A 23,273-nucleotide genomic window follows, 5' to 3' on the forward strand; every position below is an offset into this window, starting at 1 on the left:
CCGGCGGCCCGGCCCGGCCCGGCGGTCACGCCGGGCCGGACGGGTGTCACGCCGGCAGCAGGGGCGACAGGCCGTTGTGGATCGCCCACACCGCGGCCTGGGTGCGGTTCTGCGCGTTGGTCTTCCGCATCACGTTCTTGAAGTGCATCTTCACCGTCGACTCCGTGATCTGGAGGTGGCGGGCGATGGCCTTGTTCGACTGCCCGGCCAGCAGGCAGCGCAGGATCTGCAGCTCGCGCCGCGACAGCTCCCCGCCGCTGGGCTGGGGCGGCGCGCTCGGCCGCTCGTTGGCGGCGGCGATCAGCAGGCTCGCCACACGGGTCGGGTAGACCACCTCGCCCAGCATGACGAGCTGCAACGCCCGCATCAGGGATTCGCTGGACATCGCCTTGTCGAGATAGGCGTCCGCCCCCGCCTCCAGCGCCTGGGACAGGCCGCCGCCGTCCGCCGCCGTGGCCAGCAGGGCGATCCGGGCGTCGCAGGACTGGCGCAGCCGCCGCACCCCGTCCAGCGCCCGGGCCGGGGCGCCGTTGCCGTTGCTGTCGGCGGCGGTGTCGCCCGCCCCGGCGCCGGCAAGGACGATCAGGTCGGGGCGCAGCCCGCCCGCGGTGGCGTGAACCGCCTCACCCACCGTCGCGGCGTGGTGGACGATGCAGAACGGCCCGTTGGTGATCAGCGCGCCCAGCGCTGCCGAAAACAGGCGGTCGTGGTCCACCAGCATCGTTTTCCAAGGATGGTCCATCCCTCATTCTCCGCATTGTCACCGGATTGTTCCGGCTCGCCGTGCAAAATGCTTAAAAATATATTAAAACAAAATGGACAGACGATTTGGTGTGTGCTTTACCTTGCTACGGCCGGTGATTTATAGGAGAGCCTGCTTGTGATGCGCAAGATGAATTGACCTCCATGCTTGAAGCATACCTCAAACGATTGGATGGGGAATCCTCGATGGACGGGAGGCTGGAGCCTCGGAGGCTGGACGTCGAAGCGGTGCGGAGCCTGACCCGATCCGGGAAACGGCACAACGAAGGCGGCAACGCGATGGAAAATCGGGTGGGCCCGGCGGGAAGCGCCGGCGCCGGGCAGGGTCAGACCTTCCTGGTGGTGGACGACCATCCCCTGGTGCGTCACGGTTTCGCCCTGTCGGTGCGCGAGATCCGGCCGGGCGCGACGGTGCTGGAAGCGGGCAGCCTGCACGACGCCCTGGCCCTGGCGGGCGGCACCTCCGGCCTGACGCTGGTGCTGTTCGACCTCGACCTCGGCGACGGCCGGGGCCGCGACGCCCTGGAGCGCATGGTCGAGGCGCTCGACGGCCGGCCGCTGCTGGTCATCGCGGAATCGGACGAGGTGGCCGACATCGTCGCCAGCGTGCGCCTGGGCGCGCGCGGCTACATCCTGAAGAGCAGTTCGACCCAGGTGCTGGAGCACGCGATGTCGCTGGCGCTGACCGGGGAGACCTTCCTGCCCCTGCCGCGCGCGGTGCTGACGGGGACCCTGGCACCGGACGCCGCCCCGGCCGGCCGGGGTGTGCTGGACCGCCTGACCGGCCGCCAGCGCGACGTGTTCCGGCTTCTCCTGGCCGGCCAATCCAACAAGGAGATCGCCCGCGCCCTGGGGGTGCTCGAGGGTACGGTCAAGGTGCATGTCCGCGCGATCATGCAGAAGCTGGGGGTGCGCAACCGCACGCAGGTCGCGGTGATGGCCGCCCGCAACGGCTGCCTTCCGGAGGCCGGGTGACCGGGACCGGGCGCGCGGCGGCGTTCCGCGTGGGCCGGCCTATCCGGTGCCGGGGGCGGCCCCGCCCCGCGCGTCGCGCACCCGCAGCCACAGCCGTGCCACCACCACCGACACGAAGATGCCGGCGCCGGCCGTGCTCCAGATCATCGCGCCGGTGGCGAACAGAACCACCACCGGCAGGCTGAACACCGCCACCACGGCGGTGTCCAGCGGCCCCTCGGCCTGGGCGAAATACGGCCCGGCGTTCTGCGCCACCGTCACCGCGGTGAACAGCAGGTAGAACAGCCCGGCCGTGCGGCTGCCGATCTCCAGCGCGGCGCGGCGTGGTCCCCGTGGCCGCGCCGGCGTGCGGCGCGGCCACATCGCGGCGGCGGCCAGCGCCGCGCACAGGGCGGCCAGCGCGCCTGCGCCGGGCGGGCTCCGCAGGCCAAGCAGCGTGGTGAACCCGGCGTGCCCGCCATAGGCGGCCGCGGCCAAGGTGGTCACGTACCCGGCGGCGGCGGCGCGCGCCCGCATCTCCATCCCCTTCGTGACATCCGGTCCGCGGCCCCGCTCCGGGGTCCGGTAGCGGAATGTTGGGGCAACCAACGCTGCCTGTCACGCGCCGTGGCGATCAGGAGCCGGCCGACGCCTTCTCGGCGTCGATCGCGTCGACGATCCGTTGCAGGGCGGCGGCCTCCAGCGGCGTGTCCATGCCCAGGTCGTTGGCGAACTTGCGGATGAGCCCGACCGCGCGGCGCTTGGCGATGTGGGCGGCGTCGCCGTCGCGCTCCGGTTCGACGAAGGGTCCCTTGTAGAACGAGCCGCGGAAGCCCCACTGGCGCTTGCCGTCGGCCCGCCACTCGCTGCCGTCCGAGAGCTCCATCCGCCGCCCGTCGTGGGTGAAGGCCGAGACCTCGGCCAGGGCCTGGGGACCGCCCTGGGAGGTGTGGACGGTGACGCGGTCTCCGATCGAAAAGTCGCTCATGGCTGGCCGTCGGTCATGACGCTGGATGTCCTCGCTGGGGCCGCACGGCTGCGGCCGGGTGTCGGGCCGGCAGGATGGCCCGGGGCCGGCCGCACGTCCAGGCCCGTCGCGGTGGCGGGGACCGCCGCGCCCGCTCAGGCCGGACCCAGCGTCACCCGGACGTCGAGGGGGCGCCCGAAATAGGGGGCCGACGTGACCAGCACATCGCACCCGGTGGCGGCGTAGGCGGCGGCGTTGGCCTCGGTCACGCCGCCCGCCGCGGCGACGATGGGGCGGGGCAGGCGGCCGGCGACGGCCCGCACCACGGCGCCGACGGAGTCGGGGGGCAGCTTCTCCAGCTGCAGCACCTCCGCCCCGGCCGACGCCAGGTCGATGGCCTCGGCCACCGTGGCCACCTCGACCACCACCTTCTTTTCCGGCGCCAGGCGCCGGAGGCCGGCGATCCAGGTGGCGGCGTCGGTCGCCAGGAAGGCACGGTGCTCGGCGAACACCAGCACGGTCTCCGACAGGCCCAGGCGGTGCATGGTGGCGCCGCCGGCCACCACCGCCTTGACCGCGGTGTCCTTGGTGCCCGGAAAGTTCTTGCGGGTGCAGGCCACCGTCACCCCCGGCGCCTGGGCGTGCGCCGCCTCGACGATCCGGCGGGCCCGGGTGGCGATGCCCGAGGCGTACTCCACCAGCGTCTGGGCGACCTTCCAGGCGCGGTGCAGCGCGGCGGCCGGTCCCTCGGCCACCAGGAAGAGGTCGCCGGCGGCCAGCGCCGCGCCCGACGGGCACCGCTCGATCACGCGGGCCCCGCACCGCTCCAGCATGCGCGCCGCATCCTCCACCGCGGCGACCACCATGGCGTCGCGGGCGGCGAAGCCGATCCGGCCCGGCCGCTCGCCGATGCCGAGGGCCTCGGTCGTCAGGTCGCCGTGTGGCGCGTCCTGGGACAGCAGGGCGTCGATGCGCGCGTCGGGCAGGGGCTGCATGGCCGGCGGGTCCGGTGTCGGGGCAGGGGACTCCGGTGTCGCAGATATTCCCGGCGGCGTCGAGCCGGATGCGCCGCGGCGGCCGGTCAGACTTTGGCAATGTTGCGGTGGTAGGGGTGGCCCCTCCTGTTCCGAGTGCCGGGCCGATGCGCATCCTGCTGGTTGAAGACGAGGTCGAGCTGGCCTCCGTGCTGCGCGCCGCCCTCGGCCGGCGCGGCTTCGTGGTCGATTGGGTGCCCGATCTGGCCCAGGCCCGCGAGGCGGTCCGCGAAACCGGGCTGCGCGCCGTGCTGCTCGATCGCCGCCTTCCCGACGGCGACGGCCTCGACCTGTTGCCGGCGGTGCGCGCGCTGTCCGATCCGCCGCCGGTGATCGTCCTGACCGCCCGCGGCCAGACCGGCGAGCGGGTGGAGGGACTGGACGCCGGCGCCGACGACTATCTGGCCAAACCGTTCGAGCTGGACGAACTGCTGGCCCGGTTGCGGGCGGTGACCCGGCGCCGGTCCGGCGTGCCGCCGGAACCCCTGGTCCTCGGCGCCCTCACCTTCGACCCCGTGCACCGCGAGGCGGTGGTCGACGGCGTGCCGCTGCCGCTGCCGCGGCGCGAGCTGGCGCTGCTCGACCTGCTGCTGCGCCGCGCCGGCCGGGTGGTGCTGCGGGAGAGCATCGAGGGGGCGCTGTTCGGCTTCGACGACGCGCCGACCTCCAACACGGTGGACTCGCACGTGTCGCGCCTGCGCCGCCGGCTGGCGGACTGCGGTGCCGGGGTGGCGATCCACGCCCTGCGCGGCGTCGGCTACATGGCCAAGGCGGAGTGATGGCGGGCCGCCGCCGCAGGCCACCGTCCCTGGCCCGCCGGATGATCGTCGGGCTGGTGGCGTTCCTCGCCCTGGTGGGGTTGCTGGTGGTGCTGGCGCGGCCGCTTACCGAGCCGCGGGCATCCTTCGCCGAATGGTTCGCCCGCGAGGAGGTCGGGCCGCTGCTGGCGTCCTCCCTGCTCCACGACGCGGCTGGCCGGCTCGTCCTGGTGCCCACCCCGGGGCTGTCGGCCTATATGGCGGAGAATCCCGACTTCTGGTTCTTCGCGACCGACGGGAACATGAAGGTCGAGGGTGGTGCGGCGGCGAGCATGGACCTCTTCGATGACGACCGGGTCAACCCGCGGAGCGTGGCCTTCCAGTTCGTCACCTGGCCCAGCCCGGTCGGCGTGGTGTTCGGCGGGCATCGTGGGGACCTGTGGGACGGGGTGCGCGTGTGGCTGGCGGATGGGCTTCGGCGCTGGCTCGCGGTGCTGGTCGTCGCGGCCGCCTGCACCGCGGTGGTCACCGTCCGCCTGGTGCACTTCCTGTTGCGCCCGGTGCAGCGCGCGGCGGAGGCCGCCGCAGCCCTGACCCCGGGCAAGGCGGTGCCGGCGCTGCCGGAGGAGGGCGTGCCGGCCGAGATCCTCCCCCTGGTCAGCGCCACCAACGCCGCCTTCGCCCGGCTTGGCCAGGAGCACGAGCGCCAGCGCCGGTTCATGGCCAACGCCGCCCATGAGCTGCGCACCCCGATCGCCATCCTCGGCGTCCGGTTGGACGAACTGCCCGACGGGGCGGCGAAGCGGGCGCTGCGCAGCGACGTGAAGCGGCTGGCCATGCTGGCCGACCAGCTCCTGGATGTGGAGCGGCTGCACCACGCCGGGGCCAGCGGCCGCCGGCCGCTCGACGTGGTGGCGCTGTCCCGCGACGTGGTGGCGGAGATGGGGCCGCTCGCCATCGGCGCCGGCAACAGCCTGTCCTTCGAGTCCGCCCTGGCGCGGCTGGAGCTGTGCGGCGACGAGCAGGCGCTGCGCAGCGTGCTCCTGAACCTGGTGAGCAACGCGCTGGCCCATGGCGGGGTCAATGTCTCGGTCGAGGTGCGGGTGCGCGCCGACGCGGTGGTGGAGGTGGCCGACAACGGCCCCGGCATCGGTGACGACGGGCGCGACCGCGTGTTCGAGGCGTTCCAGAGATCCGGCGGGGGCGGCGGTGCCGGGCTCGGCCTGTACATCGTCCGCGAGGTGCTGCACGCCCATGGCGCCTCGATCGATCTGAGCGACGCGCGGCCGGGGGCCGTGTTCCGCATCCGCTTCCCCTCGGCGGCGGCACTCGCCGCCCCGGTCCAGGCCCGGCCGGAGGGGCCCCGGCCGGAGGGAGCCTGACCGGAGGGGGCCCGGCCGACGGGGGGGACGGCCGACGGGGGGAGACGGGTCGGGCGCGCGGCGCCCCGGCCCGTCTCCCCCCGCCCGTCACCGCGGGATCAGAAGCGGTAGGAGACGCCGAGGAAGCCGTACGGGTGGGTTTCCTCCTCGGCGATGGGGCTGTCGGCGGCGTCCCCCAGCAGCTGGACGACGCCGACCCGGGCCGTGAGGGTCCAGTCCGGTGTCCAGGCGTAGCTGGCCGTGATGCCGATGTCGCCGCTTTGCAGCCCGCCGTCCGGCTGGTAGGCGGCGAGGCCCGACCGGGCCGCCTGATCGTCGGTGACGCCGAACCACTGGCGCTGGCTGTCCTCGTCGGCCAGGGTCGCCGCGACGTGGCCGGTGAGCGTCAGCGCCTCGGTGAGGCGGGCACCGTACGACGCCTCCAGGGTGACGGTCGTGCCGTCCTGGGCGCCGAACGCGCGGTCGGCGTCCAGCGACAGCCCCAGCGCCCCGATGTCGGCGCGCAGGAACAGCTTGCCGTGCGCCGCACCGTCGATGTCGCCCATCCCCCGCAGCCGGTCGCCGTCGTCCTCCTCGCGGCCGGGCGCATAGGTGACGCTGGCGCCGGCGGTGAAGACGCCCTGGCGGAGCACGACCACGCCCAGGCCGTCGCTGGTGGTGAGAAAGACCGTGTCCAGGCCGGTCAGGCCCAGCCGGTAGCGCAGATCGACCACCGGCACCGGGGAGACGGAGCTCTCGCCGCTGCCCAGGTATTCCGGTGTCACGGCGGCGCCGACTCCGATCCGCGCCGACCAGTCGCCGGGCGCCGGCCCGGATGGCCCGTCCTCGGCCCGTGCGGTGCCCGCGGCGAGGGCGGTGGCGACGAATCCGGTCAGCGCCAGGGCCGGCGCGCGGGTGTGAAGCAGCGACATGCGGCTTGCGTCCTCTTGTGTGATGGGAAGGATCCCGGGTACGGCGCAGTTGACGCTTGCGACATTGCCGCAGGCTGGCGGCGGGGGCCTCACGGCGCCGTTTTCTCCGCGCCGCCCGGGCGCGGCCCGGCGGCCCGGCGGCGACGGAACAGGCCCGCCAGGGCGTGCTCGGCGCGGTCGGCCTGGACGAACACCACGGGCACCACGAGAAGGCTGAGCGCGGTGGAGGTGAGCAGCCCGCCGATCACCGCCACCGCCATCGGCTGACGGAAGCTCGCATCGGCCCCGAGGCCCAGGGCGATCGGCATCATGCCCGCGGCCATCGCCACCGTGGTCATGACGATCGGCCGGGCGCGGGCGTGGCAGGCGTCGAGCAGCGCCTCGTCCAGCGGGAGGCCGCGGTCGCGCCGCCCGGCGATGGCGTGTTCGACCAGCAGGATGGAGTTCTTGGTGACGATTCCCATCAGCATCACCAGCCCGATCATCGACGGGACGTCGAGCTCGCTGCCCACCGCCAGAAGCGCCACGAAGGCGCCGCCCAGCGAGAGGGGCAGCGCTGACAGGATGGTGAGCGGCTGGAAGACGTCGCGGAACAGCAGGATCAGCACGCACAGCACGCACAGCACGCCGACCGCGATGGCCATGGCGAAGCCGGCGGCGAGTTCCCCGGCGAGTTCGGCATCCCCGGTTTCGATCAGCGCCACGCCCGACGGCATGCCGCGCACCGATGGCAGGGCGCTGGTGGCGGCGAGCGCCGTGCCCAGGGGGAGATCCCCGAGGTCGGCCTCCACCGTGACGTAGCGCCGGCGGTCGTAGCGGTCGATCCGGGTCGGCCCGCTGGCGACCGACAGCGTCGCGACGCTGGACAGCGGCACCAGCGCGCCGCCGCGCCCGCTCACCCGCAGGCTGCCCAGCGCCTCGAGGTCGTGGCGCGCCGCCGCGGCGACCCGCACCCGGATGAAGACGCGGCGGGTGTCGAGGTTCAGCCGGGCGACCTGGGAATCGTGGTCGCCGCTGGTGGCGATGCGGACGGTCTCGGCGATGGCCGCGGTGGTGACCCCCCGTTCGGCGGCCTGCCGGGGGTCCGGCCGGACACGGATCTCCGGCCGCTCCAGGCTGGCGGTGGAGGCGATGTTCGACAGGCCGTCGACGCCCCGCAGCTCGCGCGCCAGGGCGCGGGCGCTGGTGATCAGCGCCACCTCGTTGGCGCTGGCCAGGATCAGCTCCAGCTTGGTGCCGACCCCCTCGCCTACGGCGAAGCGGGCGCCCGGCACGCGCTCCAGGGCGACGCGCGCGGCGGCCTCGACCTCGCCCTGGCGGGGCCGCGCGTCGCGCGGGGCCAGCGTCAGGGTCAGGGTTCCCGTGCGCACCTCGCCCCCGGCGCTTCCGCCGCCGCCCGAGCGCACCGCCTCGCCGGCGGTGGCGAACACGCTGGCGACGCCGGGGAGGCCGGTGAGCACGGCGCGCGCCGCCTCGGCCGTCGCCAGGCTGCTCTCCAGCGCGCTGCCGGGTGGCAGTTCGAAGCCCACCGACACGTAGCCGCCGTCCGCCGGCGGGATCAGCCCGCGGGGGATCAGCGGCAGGAGGGCCAGCGAGGCGGCGAAGAAGGCGACGGCGCCGCCGAGGGTGACCGCCCGGTGGGCGAGGCACCAGCGCACGGTGGCGAGGTAGCGCCGCATCGCCCGGCCGTCGCCCGGCCCGTCCGCGGCGTGGCCGACCAGGAGGTGGGCCGCCATCATCGGTGTCAGCAGGCGGGCGACCAGAAGCGACGCCAGCACGGCGATCACCGCGGTCCAGCCGAACTGCTGGAACAGCAGGCCCGGCACGCCGCTCATGAAGGCGGTCGGCAGGAACACCACCACCAGGCACAAGGTGGTCGCGATCACGGCGAGCGCGATCTCCGTCACCGCGTCGGCGGTGGCCTGCAGGATCGGCTTGCCGGCGCGGCGGTGGCGCTCGATGTTCTCGATCTCGACGATGGCGTCGTCGACCAGGATGCCCACGACCACCGCCAGCGCCAGCAGGGTCAGTGTGTTGAGTGAGTAGTCGAGCAGCGCCATCGCCGCGAAGGCGGGCAGGATCGACAGCGGCAGGGCGGCGGCGGCGATGAGCGTCGACCGCCAGTCGCGAAGGAACCACCAGACCACCAGGACGGCGAGGGCGGCGCCCTCGTACAGCATGTCCATGGAGCCCCGGTACTGCTCCAGCGTGTCGGCGACCGTGCCCGACACCAGCGAGACCCGCAGGCCGGGTTCGGTGTCCGACAGCGACTCCAGGACCCGGCCCACGCCCTCGGCGATGCCCACATCGTCGTGGCCCCTGGCGCGGTAGACCTTGAACCCGACGACGGGAACGCCGTTGTGCAGCGCCGCCTGGGTGCGGTCGGCGATGGCGTCGCCGACGCCGGCGACCTGGTCAAGGCGGAGGTGCCGCCCGTCGGCCAGGACGATCGGCAAGGCGGCGAGATCGGCGGCCCGCGGCACGGTGGCCACGGTGCGCACGGACTGTTCCGCGCCGCCCAGCTGGCCGCGGCCGCCCGAGGCGTCCTGCTGGGTCTGCCGCAACGCCCGCGACACGTCGCCGATGGTGGCGCCCAGGGCGGCGAGGCGCACCGGGTCGGCATCGACGCGCACCTCGCGCTGGACGCCGCCGACCCGCTCGAAGCGGCCCACGCCCGGCACCGCGACCACCGCCTTGGCGATGGCGTCGTCGACGAACCACGACAGCGCCTCCTCGTCCATCCGGTCGGACGCGACGGAGAACACCAGGATCGGGCGGTTGCCGATGGTGACCGCACTCACCGCCGGTTCGCGCAGGTCGGCCGGCAGGTCCGAGCGCACGCGGTCGATGGCGTCCTTGGTGTCGATCAGCGCGTCCGACAGCCGCGTCTCCAGGGCGAACTCCACGTCGAACGCCACCTGGCCGTCGGTGACGGCGGTGCGGATGTGCTTCAACCCGGCGAGGGTGGCAAGGGAATCCTCGACCGGCCGCGCCACCTCGGTTTCCAGCTGGGCGGGGGCGGCGCCGGGCTGGCTCAGGGTCACGCTGACCCGGGGCAGGTCGAGGTCGGGCAGCCGCTGGATCGGCAGGGAGCGGAATCCCCACAGCCCGGCCAGCGTCAGCAGGACGAACAGGAGGATGGCCGGGGCGGGGTTGCGGATGGACCAGGTGGCGAGGTTCATGGCCGGATCCCCCCGTCCCCGGAGACCGGGGTCCCGGCGACCTGGTTCCCGGCAGCCGCGACGGCCGGCCCGGGGTCGACGATCCGCACGACGTCGCCGTCGTCGAGAAAGCCGGCGCCGCGGACCGCCAGGAGGTCGGCCTCGGCGAGGCCGTCGACGATCTCCACCTCGTCGTCGCGGCGGCGGCCGGTGGTGACGGGGCGCAGCGACACGGTGGCGGCGTCGGCCCCGCCGTCCAGCGCGGCCACGTAGGCGCGGCCGTCGCGGATCACCACGCTCTGCGCGGCAACCGCCAGGGCCGGGCTCCGGCCGAGGGTGATGCGGCCGTCGGCGTACATGCCGGCGCGGGCCCTCGCGCCCGGCGCGAGGTCGGCGTACACGGTGCCCAGCCGCGACCGCTCGTCCAGGGTCGGCGCGACCTGCCGCACGGTGGCGGTGGTCCGGCTGCCGTCCGGCAGGGCCAGCTCGACGCCCTGGCCGGGGGCGACCCGGGCGAGCTGGGCGGCGGTCAGTTCGCCGCGCCACTCCAGCCGGCTCTGGCGGATGACCCGGAAGAGCTCCTGGCCGACCGGCACCACGGCGCCCAGCGTGGCGCTGCGCGCGGAGATCACCCCGTCGTCGGGGGCGACCACCGCGGTGTGGGCGAGCTGGAGCCGTTTGGCGGCGAGCTGGGCCGCGGTGATGCGCGCCCGTGTGTCGTGCTCGAGGAGATCCTTGTCGCTGATGTTGCCCCGGCGCTCCAGCATGAGGGCGCGGCGGCGGTCGGCCTCGGCCTGGTCGTGGCTGGCCGCCAGTTGGGCCTCCTCGGCGCGCAGCAGGGCGGGGTCGAACCGTGCGAGCACCTGGCCCTTGGCGACACGGTCCCCCACGTTCACCGCCACGTCCACCAGCCGGTAGCCGCCGATCTGGGCGCCGACGCTGGCCTCCTGCCAGGCGGCGATGGCGCCCGACGCGGCGATCGTCACCGGCCACGGCGCCCGGCGCGGCGGCGCCGCGGTGACGGTCAGCGCCGGCCGGGGCGGCGTCCCCGCGCCCGCGGCCGGCGGCGGAGCGCCGGGGCCCTCGACGGCGACGATCCCGGCCGCCACGCCCAGCGCGACGCCGAACCCGACCCCCGCCAGGAACAGGGCGCCGGGGCGGCGGCGACGGTCCAGGGCCGCGGTGTGCGGGGCCGCCGGTCGGGGTGCGCGGCAGGTCATGCCTGTCTCTCCAGCTCGTGAGTCCTCGGCGGAGGATCGGCTGGCGGCATTGCGGAAGTCTGGCGTGAATCACGCCCCCGGCGCTGCCCGGACGGGGCCGCCGCCGTGGCGGCGCTGGTCAGCTCGCCCGGCCACCGTCCCCGGGGGCGATTCGACCGTCACGTCGGTGCGTGTTCCGGAGAGAATGACCTCGACTATGTTCTCGACCTCGGCGTTGCGCGGGTCGAAGCAGCCCAGATACACCCGGTCCTGTTCGTCCGCGTGCGCGTGCCGATCGGCAACGCCGCGCCGTAAGATGTCCAAGGTTTGCGGATCGGCCAGCCACGGGATGATCGCGCCCGAGGAGGGGGGGGGGGCGACGGCCATGTCCGGTTCGATCCGGAGCCCGGTGTCCCGGTGCTGCAACAGCGCCGCCGCAAGCCGGTCCTGGCGGTCGATGTCGGTGGCGCAGCGGGCCGCGGTGCAGTAGCAAATCGTCATGAATCCGCGGACGTCGCCGACATGGGCGTTCAGCAGTCTCATCAGATCGTCGCGCCCGGCCTCGGCCAGACGCCGTTCAAGGGAGGGCACGGCGCGGCGGGCCTGGTCCAGATCCGTGCGCAGATGGGGGGCAAGGATCGGGGCGAGATGGCGCCAGGCACCGGACAGGGTGTGGTCGAACACACGGTTGCCGTAGCGTGTTTCCAGTTCGGCAACGGAGCGCACCGTTTCGTCGAGTTGCCGGAACACGTGCGCCAGCAACGACCCCTCGCCGCTCTCCCACCCGCCGTGACGGTATGTGGCGAACTGGTCGATCAGGCGTTGAGCGGTGCGCTCGGGCGCCGGCGAGGCGGTGCCATAGGCCAGCCCGGCAATGTCGAACGCGGCCTGGCGCAGGACACGGCTGTCCGAGAGCCTGATCCTGGCCAAGCGCTGCGCCAGGGCCTCCCACGCCTCCATCAGCATGCGCGAACGGACGTCCTCCGAGGCGACGGGACCGGTTGCCCGGGCGAGGGACGATGCGGCGTCGAGGTGGCGGACAACACGGGCCGCCACGTCTTCGGTCAGGTCGTCGGCGCCAAGGCGCTCGGCGGCCTGGGTGAGGTTGTGCAAAAGGCCACAGCCGCGCAAGCCGCGCACATAGGCGTCCAGGTCGCCGCCCGGGCTGGCAAACACCGGGCGCAGCGCGTCCAGCATGTCCTCCTGATAGCCCGCCAGACCGACGAAGCGACGCGCCGTGCGATCGCCATCGGGCGCCACGACGAAATAGGTGGCGGGGGAGCGTTGGACGCGGCCTTCCGCCTCGTCGCGCTCCACCGGGATCGGCTTCTTTCCGTCGTCATTGGTGAAGAAGAGAACATACGGGAGCAGCGCCTCGTTGAGCGATGGCTCGGTGTTCTGCTGATCGAAGGTGATGAAGAACGGGATTTCCGGGGTCGAGGCGACGATCAGAAGCGGAACCAGATCCTCGATCGTCAGGCGGCGGTCGCGCAGGCCGTCGACCAGCGAACGCGGTGGCGCCTTCCCGGGCTCGCCCCTCAGCCCGAACAGCACAGTCCCGTCGTCCTGATCGGCCGTCGGCGTGGCAAGCGGGGCGGTGTCGGCGCCCGCACACACCAGAAGTTCGATGTCGACCGCAGGTCGAGGGCGAGAGGGGAGCGGTGCCGGATCGCGCCAGGGACGCAGCAGTCCCGCCACCATGTGCGACGTCTGGCGGATCGGCACGATCACACAGAGGGCTTGTTCCGGTGGTCGCCGGTCGAGCACAGCATGCAGAACCTCAAGATCCTCGTCCAGCCACAGGGCGGGGTCGTGCAGAACGAGCAGCCCCAGGGCCTGGTTCGACCCACCGAACAGGCGCTTGCCGACCCAGCGGGCCGATGCGATCGGTTCGCGTCCCCTTAGAAGAGAGGCGATCGAGAATCCCAAGGCCGCTGTTGCCGCTTCATAGACGCGGGCGGGCAAGGTGATCTGGAGTATGTGGGGCAGGGCGCGATTGGCGATCAGCGCGGGCACGGCGAGCAGCAGGCACAAGGCGGGAAGGAGAGCCTCCGGCGCGCGCAGCGCGAAGTGCTGCACGGCGCCGGGCAGATCCATGGCCGACCCCTCGAAGCCAGCCCAATGCCCGAGCATTGCGAGGACCGCGCACAAGCCGGCAAGCGACGCCATCAGCTCCAGGAACGGAACCGGGCGCAGGCACAGGGCGAGCCGCGCCAGCCATCGGTTTCCCGTTCCCAGAACCTCGCGCTGAAACAGAGGAAACTCGGGACGCGCGCCGGCCAGGGCGCCCGTCACGCGGGCGGCGCAGTCCACGACGAGCGGTGCCCCGACACCCCACCCCTTTCGGTCGTAAGCGCGGAACACGGCGTGGGCCGCGGGGCTCGTCGCCATCAAGCCCGCCTCGTGTCCGTGTGCCGCCTGCCGGATGTGTTCCAGGTCTCGGTTCAGACCCTCCAGCGGATCGGCCGAGGCGCCGGTGAGGACGCCGATGATCAGCGGGCGGGGCTGCGGCGCCCCTGCGTTGGCACGCGCGTAGTCCCAGATCCGGCCGTTCAGTGTCGCTTGCCCCGTCGCCAGAAACGTGAAGTTCGACGCGCCGTCCTCGTCCAGGCGGAACGCTTGCCCCGCCGCCGCCGGGCTGCGGCCGGTGGATCGGGTCGGCGCGGCGAATGTGAGGCCTGGAACAACCGCGCTCGGCGTTCCGGATGGGGGCGGGTCGTGCCATGTCCTGCCCCCCCATGCCGACGCGAGGCAACGGGAGCAGCCGGACCCCAGGACGAACCGGGCGAGTGCCGCACCGTCCGTCACGCCCAGCCGTTCCAGCCGCTCCAGCATCGCGTCGATGCCCGCCTGTTTCGAGCGCCGCTCCCCGGCTCCCGGGTCGGGCAGGGTGGCCAGGGCGGATTGCGGCGGCGTCCAGGGCGTATCGGGCGCGTCCGGATGGGGCAGGAGTGACGGGTTGCCGTTGTCCCAGACCCGGTTGCGCCGGACGGCCGGAAGGTCCGCCCCGGGAGCCCAGAACCCCGACTTCGTGTTGTTGTCACAGGTGTTGCCAATGACGTCGGCCCGCGACGGCTCGCGCGGACTTTTCTCGTCTCTCTGGAGAGCGATCCCGCTGTGGCCGTTGGCCCAGCATTCGTTGCCCTCGATCGCCTCGGACTCGCTTGATGCCAGGAGGATGCCGGAATACCTGTTGTCATGGCAGAGGTTGTTGCGGACGGGCGCCCGCGACGGCGTGTCCGGACTGCTGCTGTCCCGGCCGAGGTGTATTCCGCTGTGGCTGTTGCCCCAGCATTCGTTGCCGTCGATCGCCCCGGACTCGCTCGAACCGAGAATGATTCCGCACTCCCCCTGGTCATGGCACCGGTTGTTCCGGATGGGGCCCCGCGATGGCGCGTCCGGACTTTTTTTGCTTTCCCGGTGGAAGTGTATGCCGCTGAGGCTGTTGGCCCAGCATTCGTTGCCCTCGATCGCCTCGGACTCGCTCGACGCCAGGAGGATGCCCGAAAGTTTGTTCTCATGGCATCGGTTGTTGTGGATCGGTGCGCGCGACGGTTCGCGCGGACTTTTCTCGTCCCTATTGAGAGCGATCCCGCTGTGGCCGTTGGCCCAGCATTCGTTGCCCTCGATCGCCTCGGACTCGCTCGAAAACAGGACGACGCCGCACTCCGCCTGGTCGTGGCATCGGTTGTTGCGGATGGGGGCCTGCGACGGCGCGTCCGGGCTCTGGCCGTCCCGGTTGAGGTGTATTCCGCTGAGGCTGTTGGCCCAGCACTCGTTGCCCTCGATCGCCTCGGACTCGCTCGACGACAGGAGGATGCCGGTGCTCTTGTTCTCATGGCACCGGTTGTTGAGGATCGGCGCGCGCGACGGCTCGCCTGGACTTCTCTCGTCCCGCTGGAGAGCGATTCCGCTGAGGCTGTTGGCCCAGCACTCGTTGCCGTCGATCGCCTCGGACTCGCTCGACGACAGGAGGATGCCGGTGTTCTTGTTCTCATGGCACCGGTTGTTGAGGATCGGCGCGCGCGACGGATCGCCTGGACTTCTCTCGTCCCGCTGGAGAGCGATTCCGCAGAGGCTGTTGGCCCAGCACTCGTTGCCGTCGATCGCCTGGGACTCGCTCGACGACAGGAGGATGCCGGTGTTCTTGTTCTCATGGCACCGGTTCTCGCGGATGGATGCCCGCGACGGCGCGTCCGGGCTCCGGCCGTCCCGGGTCAGGAGTATTCCGCTGAGTCCATTGCCCCAGCATTCGTTGCCGTCGATGGCTTCGGACTCGCTCGACGACAGGGCGACGCCGAATTTGCTGTTTCCATGGCATCGGTTGTTGTGGATCGGTGCCCGTGACGGTTCGTGCGGACTTTTCTCGTCCCGCTGGAGCGCGATCCCGCTGAGGCTGTTGGCCCAGCACTCGTTGCCCTCGATCGCGTCGGACTCGCTCGAGAACAGGATGATGCCGCACTCCGCCTGGTCGTGGCAGCGGTTGTTGCGGATCCGCGCAAGCGACGGCGCATCCGGGCTCAGCGCGTTCCGGGTCAACAGGATTCCACTCAGCCTATTGCCCCAGCACTCGTTGCCCTCGATGGCGTCAGACGTGCTTGAAGACAAGACGATGCCGAATTCCCTGTTCCCATGACATTTGTTGTCGCGGATGGATGCCCGTGACGGCTCGTGCGGGCTTTTCTCGTCCCGCTGGAGAGCGATCCCGCTGACCCCGTTGCCCCAGCATGCGTTGCCGTCGATCGCCTCGGACCCGCTCGAGAACAGGATGATGCCACACTGCGCCTGATCATGGCATCGGTTGTTGCGGATGGGGGCCTGCGACGGCGTGTCCGGGCTCAGGTCGTCCCGGGTCAACAATATTCCGCTGAGTCCATTGCCCCAGCACTCGTTGCCCTCGATGGCGTCGGACCAGCTCGAAGACAAGATGATGCCGAACCCCCCGTTCATATGGCATCGGTTGTTGCGGATGGAGGCCCGTGACGGCTCGTGCGGGCTTTTCTCGTCCCGCTGGAGAGCGATCCCGCTGACCCCGTTGTCCCAGCATTCGTTCCCTTCGATGGCCTCGGCCTCGCCCGATGACAGGAGGATGCCGAATTCTCTGTTCTGATGACAGAGGTTGCCAATGATCCGCGCGGAGGACGGACGCGGTGCGTCTGATCGCGCCGGAACGAGGGAGATGCCGTGGCGCGCCGTCGAGATGTCGTTCTGAACGATCCGCGCCCGCGACCCCTGCAGGCGAATCCCGGAATGCCCGGAAAACGCAATGCGGCAGTGTTCCACGACGCACTGGTCGCCATCATGCAGGAAAATCCCATGAATCGTCTCGCCCTCGTCGCCGACACCGGAAAGGTCCAGCCTGCGCAAGACCACGTTCCGTGATCGGGTGACAACCACAAGGCCGGAGTCCGTACCGGTGGGATCGCCGTCCGGCGCATTCTCTCTGAAAGGTTGCCCGTCCGGTGGTTTGGTTCGAACGGAACGGTCTCCCGTTTCGAGGCGCAGATCCTCGACCCCGCCACCATCGGCCTCATGCAGGCGGATCAGGGGGAAGGAGGCGTGGCGACGCAGCACGGTGCCGGCCATGCCGGCCAGGGTGACGCCGCCGGGGACCGACAGCGTGCCCTCCCCTTCGTACACACCGGGGCGCAGCCGGACGACATCGCCGTCTCGGGCAGCGGCCAATGCCGATTCCACACCCTTCCATCCGTCGCTTTCGATGCACAAGAACTCGCTCATCGTCAGGACGCCTTCCCCTCTCCTAGGAAGGTAGGATACAAGGACATTGCGTCGATGTCTGCCGAGCGCTGCTGTTTTTTCTACCGATCCGGAGCGACGACCACGCGTTGCCCGGGATGGTGGGCTTCCAGGGGGGAGATCGTCAATCCGCCGGACGGGGTTGTCTTCGATGGCGACGGGGGAATGGGATCGTCGGCGCGGGCGTCAGGGCGCGCTCAGGGCGCCACCCGGCGTGCCCGACGCCCCGGTCTCTCAGTCCTGCGGTCCCGGTCCCTGGCGGCCCTTCTTGACCTCGGACCGCTTGGACTTTCCCTCCAGCCGGCGCTGCTTCGATCCCAGGGTCGGCCTGGTCGGGCGGCGGGTCTTGGGCACCACGGTGGCGTCGCGGATCAGGTCGATCAGGCGCTCGCGCACGTCCTCGCGGTTGCGCATCTGCGAGCGGTAACTGTCGCCGACCAGGATCAGCACGCCTTCGTTGGTCATGCGGGAGCCGGCCAGGCGCACGAGCCTGGCCTTGACGTCCGTGGGGATGTTCGGGGACGCCGCCACGTCGAAGCGGAGCTGGACGGCGGAGGACGTCTTGTTGACGTGCTGGCCGCCGGGCCCGGAGGCGCGCACGAACTCCTCCTGGAGTTCGCCTTCGTCCAGAGATATGCGGTGGGTGACGCGGATCATGATGCCGTCACCCTAACCGGGATCGCGCCGTGCGCCAGCGAAAAGTGCGGGCGGGGTGGCGCCCGCGGCGGGGCGCCACCCCTCCCGGCGGCCCCGCGGCGGTCAGCGCCGGCCGGCCACCGTGCCGGCGGGGAAGGGCCCCTCGTACCGCGGCGCGCTCAGCGCGGTCATGGCCCGGAACAGGCGGCCTACGGCGCCGCGGATGCACAGGGCCCGCTCGCGCTCGGCCTGGCGCTGGATCGCCTGGATCTCTTCGGGGGTCGGGAAGCTGGAAAACTCGGGATGGGTGATCATCGGTACTCTCCTCCTCATGACAACGAGAAGGCGTCCCTCCCAGGGACGGTGTTGTGCGTTGCAGCAAGAATGGGCCCGGCGGGGGGCGCGATCAAGGCCCATCGGTGGATAGGGCAGCATGGCTGACCCGCATCACAGGTATCAGGAAAACAAGCGTTTTCAACGGTCAAAATGGAAGGCGCCGATGGTTGGCCGGACCCGCGGATGGTGGTGGCGATGGTCTGCTGCACCGCAGCATGGGGCGTCAGTCGCGGGCCAGGGCGACCACCGGGTCGAGGCGGGCGGCGTTGCGTGCCGGGGCGAAGCCGAACAGCACGCCGATGACGGTGGAGCAGACCACCGCGGCGACGATGGAGGTGCCGGAGTAGACCAGGCTGAAACTCGACACCAGGGCGTTGAAGGCGGCGCCGAAGCCCAGCGCCGCGCCGATGCCCAGCAGGCCGCCGGCCAGGCACAGCAGCACCGCCTCGATGAGGAACTGCTGGAGGATGTCGCTGCGGCGTGCGCCCACCGCCATCCGCACGCCGATCTCGTTGATCCGCTCCGACACCGAGACCAGCATGATGTTCATCACCCCGATCCCGCCGACCACCAGCGAGATCACGGCGATGGCGGCGATCAGCAGGGTCAGGGTCTCGGTGGTGCTGGTGATGGTCTGGCGGATGTCGTCGGTGTTGAGGATGAAGAAGTCCCTGGTGCCGTGGCGGCGCTCCAGCAGGGCGGTCACCGCCTGCTCGGCCAGGTCCATGGCGGTGTCGTCGGCCACCCGGACGGCGATGCTGCGCAGGGTGTCGCTGCCCAGCATCCGCGCCTGCACGGTGGTGTAGGGCAGGTAGACCGACAGGTTCTGGCTGCCGCCGAAGCCGCCCTGCTGCGCTTTGGCGACGCCGACGATCCGCACCGGGACGCGGCCGATCAGCAGGGTCCGGCCGAGGGCGGCGCCGGCCTGGCCGCCGAACAGGGCCTGGCGCGTGTTCTCGTCGATCACCGCCTCTTGGGCCAGCGTGCGCACGCCGCGGGCGTCGAAGACGCGGCCCTCCAGCAGGGTGGTGCCCTTGGCCTCGAAATACTGGGCGCCGACGCCGCTGACCTGGGCGTTGGCCTCGGTGGCGCCGAAGCGGACGGTGCTGGCGGTCGACACGGTCGGCGTCACGGCGGCCAGGTAGGGCTGGCGCGCCAGCTCGTCGGCGTCGCCCACCACCAGGGTGCGCACCTTGCCCGAACGGACGTCGCCGAAGCTGCGGCCGGGGAAGACCTCCAGGGTGTTGGTGCCGAGGCCGCGGATGTCCGACAGCACCCGCTGGCGCGACCCCTCGCCCAGGGCCACCACGCACACCACCGACGCGATGCCGATGACGATGCCGAGCATGGTGAGGAAGGCGCGCATGCGCCGTGCCGCCATCGACCGCAGGGCCATCGCGAAGGCCTCGCGAAAGCGCCCTGCGGCGGCGCCCAGCGTGCCGGTCCGGCCGGCCGGGGGCGCCGGCCGCGGCGTGGCCGGCCGATCAGGCGTGACGGACGGGCCGGGCGTGACCGACGGGCCGGGTTCGCGCGCGGTGCGCCGGTCGGACCGGATGGCGCCGTCGGCGATCTCCACGACGCGGTTGGCGTGGGCGGCGATGGCCGGGTCATGGGTGACGACGATGATCGTCGTTCCCTCGGCGTGCAGCTCCTTGAGGATGCGCAGCACCTCCTCGCCGCTGTGGCTGTCCAGCGCGCCGGTCGGTTCGTCGGCCAGGATGACCTGGGCGCCATTGACCAGGGCGCGGGCGATCGACACGCGCTGCTGCTGGCCGCCGGAGAGCTGGTTGGGCCGGTGGCCGGTGCGGTCTTCGAGGCCGAGCCGGCGCAGCAGGGCGGCGGCGCGGGCGTGGCGCTCCCGGGGGGGCTGGCCGGCGTAGATCGCCGGCACCTCCACGTTGCCCAGCGCCGTCAGCTCCGGCAGCAGGTGGTAGCGCTGGAAGATGAAGCCGAAATGCTCGCGGCGCAGCCGTGCCAGCTCGTCGGGGCCGAGGCTGGCGGTCTCCCGCCCGGCGATGCGGTAGCTGCCCCGGGTCGGCCGGTCGAGGCCGCCGAGGATGTTCATCAGCGTGGACTTGCCCGACCCCGAGGCGCCGATGATGGCGACCATCTCGCCGGCCTCGATGGTCAGGTCGACCCCCTTCAGCGCGGCGATGGTGCCCTCGCCGGACGGAAACTCCCGCCACAGGTCGCTGAGCGCGATCAGCGCCGGACGGGTCGCGGGGCGGGCCGTCGTGCCACCGGCGTCCATGCCCTAGAACCCCAGCGGCGAGGGCGGGCCGCGGCGGGTGCCGCCGCCCGCGGCCCCGGCGAGACGCGCGGTGACCACCCGCTCGCCCTCCTTCAGGCCGGACCGCACCTCGGCCGTGACCATGTCGTTCAGCCCGATCTCGACGGTGCGCGGCTCCGTCGCGCCGTCCGGCCGGAGCACCTGCACGGTGTGCCGCCCCTGGGCGTCGCGGGCGCCCAGGGCCGCGGAGGGGATGGTGAGCACCCCCTTGGCCGTGCCGACGACGATGTGCACCTGGGCGGTCATGTAGGTGCGCAGCTGGCGCCCCGGGTTGGGCACGTCGAACACGCCGATGTAGTAGATCGCCGCGGAGGTGGAGGTCGAGCTGGTGGTGCGGCTGCTGGTGCCGCTGGCCGAGGCGATGCTGCTGTCGCTGACCACCGATTCCGGGGCCGGCTCGATCGCCCCGAGTGTCGCCTCGTAGCGCTGGTCGGGAGCGCCGAGGATGGTGAAGTAGACGGGCTGCCCGGGGGTCACGCGGACCACGTCGGCCTCGGAGATCTCCGCCCGCACCGTCATGGTGTCGAGCTGGCCCAGCACCACCATGGTCGGCGCCGACTGCACGGCGTTGACGGTCTGGCCCTCCTGGGTCACCACCGCCAGCACCGTACCGTCGATGGGCGCGGTGATGCGGGTGTGGCCGAGGTCGGTGCGGGCGATCTCCACCGCCACCTCGGCCTCGGCGATTCGCGCGTCGAGGGCGTCGATCTGGGCGCGCACGGTCTCCACCTCGGCCTCGGCGGCCTCGAAATCGGCTTGCGACACGTTGCGCTGGCGCACCAGCCGCTGCTGGCGCTCCAGCGCCAGCTCCGCCTTGGTCAGCAGGGCGACCCGCTCGGCGCGCTGGGCCCGCACGTTGGCGAGCTGCGCCTCGGCGGTGCGCACGCGGTTCTGCTGTTCGACCGAATCGATGGCGGCCAGCGGGTCGCCGGCGCGGACGTCGTCGCCCACCGCCACCGCGACGCCGGTGACCCGGCCGGACACCTGGGCGCCGACGGCGACCAGGCGCGACGGCTTCAGCATGCCACTGGCCAGCACCGTCTCCTCGATGTCGCCGACGGTCACCGGGGCGGTCATCACATCGGCCGCCGCCGTCGCTGCCGGCCCGTCGCCGGTGCCCGCACCCTCGATCGCCGCCGCCGCCGCCGCGATGCCGAGCACCGTGGCCACCGCCAGCGTGATGATGGTCCGTTTGCGCGCCATGCCTGCCCTCACTCCTCGATACCCGTCCCGGTCCAGCGACCGCGGACCGCCCGAAGATGGGGGTCCGGGTCATAGGTCGCAACGCCCGGGGCAACCCGATCGATGGTCAGCGCGCCGGTGGCGGCGAGCAGCCGGAATCCGGCGGCCAGCGCGTCGTGGCGGGCCTCCACCAGCCCGACCCGGGCCTCCAGCAGCTCCTGCTCCTGGTCCAGCACGTCGAGCAGGGTGCGCGCGCCGACCGCCGCCTCCTCGGTCACGCCGTGCAGCGCCGCCTCGGCGGCGGCGATCCGGGTGCGGGAGAAGCGGATGGTGGCGCGCGCCGTCTGCACCCCCTCCCAGGCGGTGACCGCGTCCCGGGTCGCCGCGCGCCGCGCCTCGTCGGCCAGCAGGCGCAGGCGGGCGGCGGTGTGCTTGGCCTCGCGCACCCGCGCCTCGGGCAGCCCCGCCTGGTAGAGGGGTATGGTCGCCCGCACCGACAGCGACAGGCTGTCGGTGCGCTCATAGGTCACGCCGTCGGACTGCCCGGGGTCGTAGGTCCGCCCGGCGCTGGCCGCGGCGCTCACCGACGGCAGCAGGGCGCCGGCGCGCTGGTCGGCGGTGTGGCGCTGCGCCGCCTCCTCGTGCCGGGCGGCGACCACCTCGGGGTGGTCGGTGCCGGCCCGGGCGACCGCCGCGTCGAGGGTGTCGGGCAACGGCAGCGCCAAGTCCGGCTGGGCCAGCGGCCCGGGCCGGTCGCCGACCACCCGGGCGTAGGTGGCCCGGCTGGTTTCCAGCGTGCCCTCGGCCGCGATGCGGGCGGCGGTCGCCTCGGCGATGCGGGACTCCGCCTGGGCCACGTCCGTGACGGTGTACTCGCCCACCCGGCGGCGCTGGCGGGCGGCGTCGAGCTGCCGCTCGAGCACCCGTTCGTTGCTGGCGCGCAGATCGAGGATCTGCTGGTTGCGCACGACGTTGAGGTAGGCGGTCGCCGCGTCCAGGAGGACGGTCTGCTCGACGCCGCGCAGGGTGGCGCGGCCGGCCTCGGCGGTGCGCTCGGCGCGCCGCACGTCGGGCGCCACCGCGGCGTCGAACAGCGGCTGGGCGGCGCTGACCGTCAGCGCCTTGGGGGTGCTGGCGGTGCGCACCCGGGTGCCGCCGGCATACCGCGTGTCGGCGGCCTCGCGGCCGGTCGACAGCGTCGCCTGCGCCGTCGGCCGGTAGCCCGCCAGCGCCTGGGGGACCTGCTCGTCCACGGCGCGCAGGCGGGCGCGGGCGGCGGCCAGGGTCGGGCTGGTGGCGTACGTCTGGGCGAGGGCGTCGGCCAGCGACTGGGCCGACGCCGGGGCCGGGGCCAGCCCCAGCCCCAGCCCCAGCCCCAGCCCCAGGAGGAGGGCGCCGCCGATCGCCCTGGACAGGATGCGGCACGACCGCCGGTCGTGCCGTCGTTGGCTGCTTGGCATGGTCACCGCTGTTGCAATGGATGGCGTCAGGTCATGTCACCGCTGGTACGGGGCGGGCGGGCGGATCCCGGCGGCGGCGTGGGAAAAAATTTCAGCGCCTGCTTCCGCCGTGCCGGCCGTGCCATCGGTGATGTCACCCCGAGAAGGACCCCCGGCGATGCGCACCGACGATGCCGACACCATGATGGGCAACATGCTGCTGCACGTGAACCTGCTGGCCATGCGGGCCCTGCTGGTCAAGCTGATGGAGGAGGTGTTCCGGGCCTCCGGCGACCCCGCGGGCATGGCCGACGACTGGCTGCGGGTGTTCGACCTGTCGGCCCGCAAGATGACCTTCCCCGACGCGGCCCCGGAATGGAGCGACCTCGCCGCCCAGGAGTTCCACGACATCCTGCTGCAGACCATCCACCATGCCCGCGGCCTGGCCGTGACGCGGCCCGCCGCCGACCGCGCGCCGCGCGCCGCCGCCTGACCGGCGCCGCCT

At 72.5% G+C, this 23,273-nt stretch carries 17 protein-coding genes; 4 read left to right on the forward strand and 13 right to left on the reverse strand.

Annotated features, from left to right (window positions below; all coding sequences use genetic code 11):
- Positions 1-46: 46 nt before the first annotated feature.
- Positions 47-742 (reverse strand): LuxR C-terminal-related transcriptional regulator, encoded by a 696-nt coding sequence (locus AC6H2I_RS15590; RefSeq protein WP_497501583.1) that lies wholly within the window; start codon positions 740-742, stop codon positions 47-49.
- A gap of 299 nt (positions 743-1,041) precedes the next feature.
- Between AC6H2I_RS15590 and AC6H2I_RS15595 the strand changes: the two genes are divergently transcribed.
- Positions 1,042-1,737 carry a LuxR C-terminal-related transcriptional regulator gene (locus AC6H2I_RS15595; protein WP_497501584.1) on the forward strand — a complete coding sequence of 232 codons (696 nt, stop codon included), beginning with the start codon at positions 1,042-1,044 and terminating at the stop codon, positions 1,735-1,737.
- Positions 1,738-1,776: 39 nt separating this feature from the next.
- Here AC6H2I_RS15595 and AC6H2I_RS15600 read toward each other — a convergent pair whose 3' ends face one another.
- The 3 genes from AC6H2I_RS15600 to modD form a co-directional block, all read right to left on the reverse strand.
- Entirely contained in the window at positions 1,777-2,253 is a 477-nt protein-coding gene (locus tag AC6H2I_RS15600; RefSeq protein WP_497501585.1) for a hypothetical protein, read from the reverse strand.
- Positions 2,254-2,350: 97 nt separating this feature from the next.
- Positions 2,351-2,704 carry a hypothetical protein gene (locus AC6H2I_RS15605; protein WP_497501586.1) on the reverse strand — a complete coding sequence of 118 codons (354 nt, stop codon included), beginning with the start codon at positions 2,702-2,704 and terminating at the stop codon, positions 2,351-2,353.
- A gap of 134 nt (positions 2,705-2,838) precedes the next feature.
- A complete protein-coding gene (gene modD, locus AC6H2I_RS15610) occupies positions 2,839-3,678 on the reverse strand; it encodes a ModD protein (protein WP_497501587.1) in 840 nt (279 codons plus the stop codon).
- A gap of 146 nt (positions 3,679-3,824) precedes the next feature.
- Here modD and AC6H2I_RS15615 point away from each other — a divergent pair, with 146 nt between their 5' ends.
- Positions 3,825-4,496 (forward strand): response regulator transcription factor, encoded by a 672-nt coding sequence (locus tag AC6H2I_RS15615; RefSeq protein WP_497501588.1) that lies wholly within the window; start codon positions 3,825-3,827, stop codon positions 4,494-4,496.
- Complete coding sequence (locus AC6H2I_RS15620) at positions 4,496-5,857, forward strand: sensor histidine kinase (protein WP_497501589.1); 1,362 nt, start codon at positions 4,496-4,498, stop codon at positions 5,855-5,857. Before AC6H2I_RS15615 ends, AC6H2I_RS15620 begins: the two co-directional genes overlap by 1 nt.
- A gap of 98 nt (positions 5,858-5,955) precedes the next feature.
- Here the strand turns inward: AC6H2I_RS15620 and AC6H2I_RS15625 are convergent, their stop codons facing one another.
- From AC6H2I_RS15625 to AC6H2I_RS15665, 9 genes are all read right to left on the reverse strand, one after another.
- Positions 5,956-6,768, reverse strand: coding sequence for a MipA/OmpV family protein (locus tag AC6H2I_RS15625; RefSeq protein WP_497501590.1), 813 nt, complete (start codon positions 6,766-6,768; stop codon positions 5,956-5,958).
- 89 nt (positions 6,769-6,857) lie between these two features.
- Positions 6,858-9,950: an efflux RND transporter permease subunit gene (locus AC6H2I_RS15630; protein ID WP_497501591.1), complete on the reverse strand. Its 3,093-nt coding sequence runs from the start codon at positions 9,948-9,950 to the stop codon at positions 6,858-6,860.
- Entirely contained in the window at positions 9,947-11,149 is a 1,203-nt protein-coding gene (locus tag AC6H2I_RS15635; protein WP_497501592.1) for an efflux RND transporter periplasmic adaptor subunit, read from the reverse strand. The genes AC6H2I_RS15630 and AC6H2I_RS15635 overlap by 4 nt, the downstream gene beginning before the upstream one ends.
- Before the next feature lie 69 nt (positions 11,150-11,218).
- On the reverse strand, positions 11,219-16,867 hold the full coding sequence (locus AC6H2I_RS15640; protein WP_497501593.1) for a right-handed parallel beta-helix repeat-containing protein: 5,649 nt from the start codon (positions 16,865-16,867) through the stop codon (positions 11,219-11,221).
- 252 nt (positions 16,868-17,119) lie between these two features.
- Entirely contained in the window at positions 17,120-17,542 is a 423-nt protein-coding gene (gene arfB, locus AC6H2I_RS15645) for an alternative ribosome rescue aminoacyl-tRNA hydrolase ArfB (protein ID WP_497501595.1), read from the reverse strand.
- Positions 17,543-17,644: 102 nt separating this feature from the next.
- Complete coding sequence (locus AC6H2I_RS15650; RefSeq protein ID WP_497501596.1) at positions 17,645-17,836, reverse strand: hypothetical protein; 192 nt, start codon at positions 17,834-17,836, stop codon at positions 17,645-17,647.
- Positions 17,837-18,080: 244 nt separating this feature from the next.
- A complete protein-coding gene (locus tag AC6H2I_RS15655; protein WP_497501597.1) occupies positions 18,081-20,108 on the reverse strand; it encodes a MacB family efflux pump subunit in 2,028 nt (675 codons plus the stop codon).
- A gap of 3 nt (positions 20,109-20,111) precedes the next feature.
- The gene (locus tag AC6H2I_RS15660; protein WP_497501598.1) at positions 20,112-21,350 is read right to left on the reverse strand and encodes an efflux RND transporter periplasmic adaptor subunit; all 1,239 of its coding nucleotides are present in this window, start codon (positions 21,348-21,350) and stop codon (positions 20,112-20,114) included.
- A gap of 8 nt (positions 21,351-21,358) precedes the next feature.
- Entirely contained in the window at positions 21,359-22,789 is a 1,431-nt protein-coding gene (locus AC6H2I_RS15665; RefSeq protein WP_497501599.1) for a TolC family outer membrane protein, read from the reverse strand.
- A 157-nt stretch (positions 22,790-22,946) separates the two neighbouring features.
- Between AC6H2I_RS15665 and AC6H2I_RS15670 the strand changes: the two genes are divergently transcribed.
- Complete coding sequence (locus AC6H2I_RS15670; protein WP_497501600.1) at positions 22,947-23,261, forward strand: hypothetical protein; 315 nt, start codon at positions 22,947-22,949, stop codon at positions 23,259-23,261.
- The last annotated feature ends 12 nt before the right edge of the window (positions 23,262-23,273 follow it).

It is taken from the genome of Azospirillum sp. NS33 (assembly GCF_059703765.1).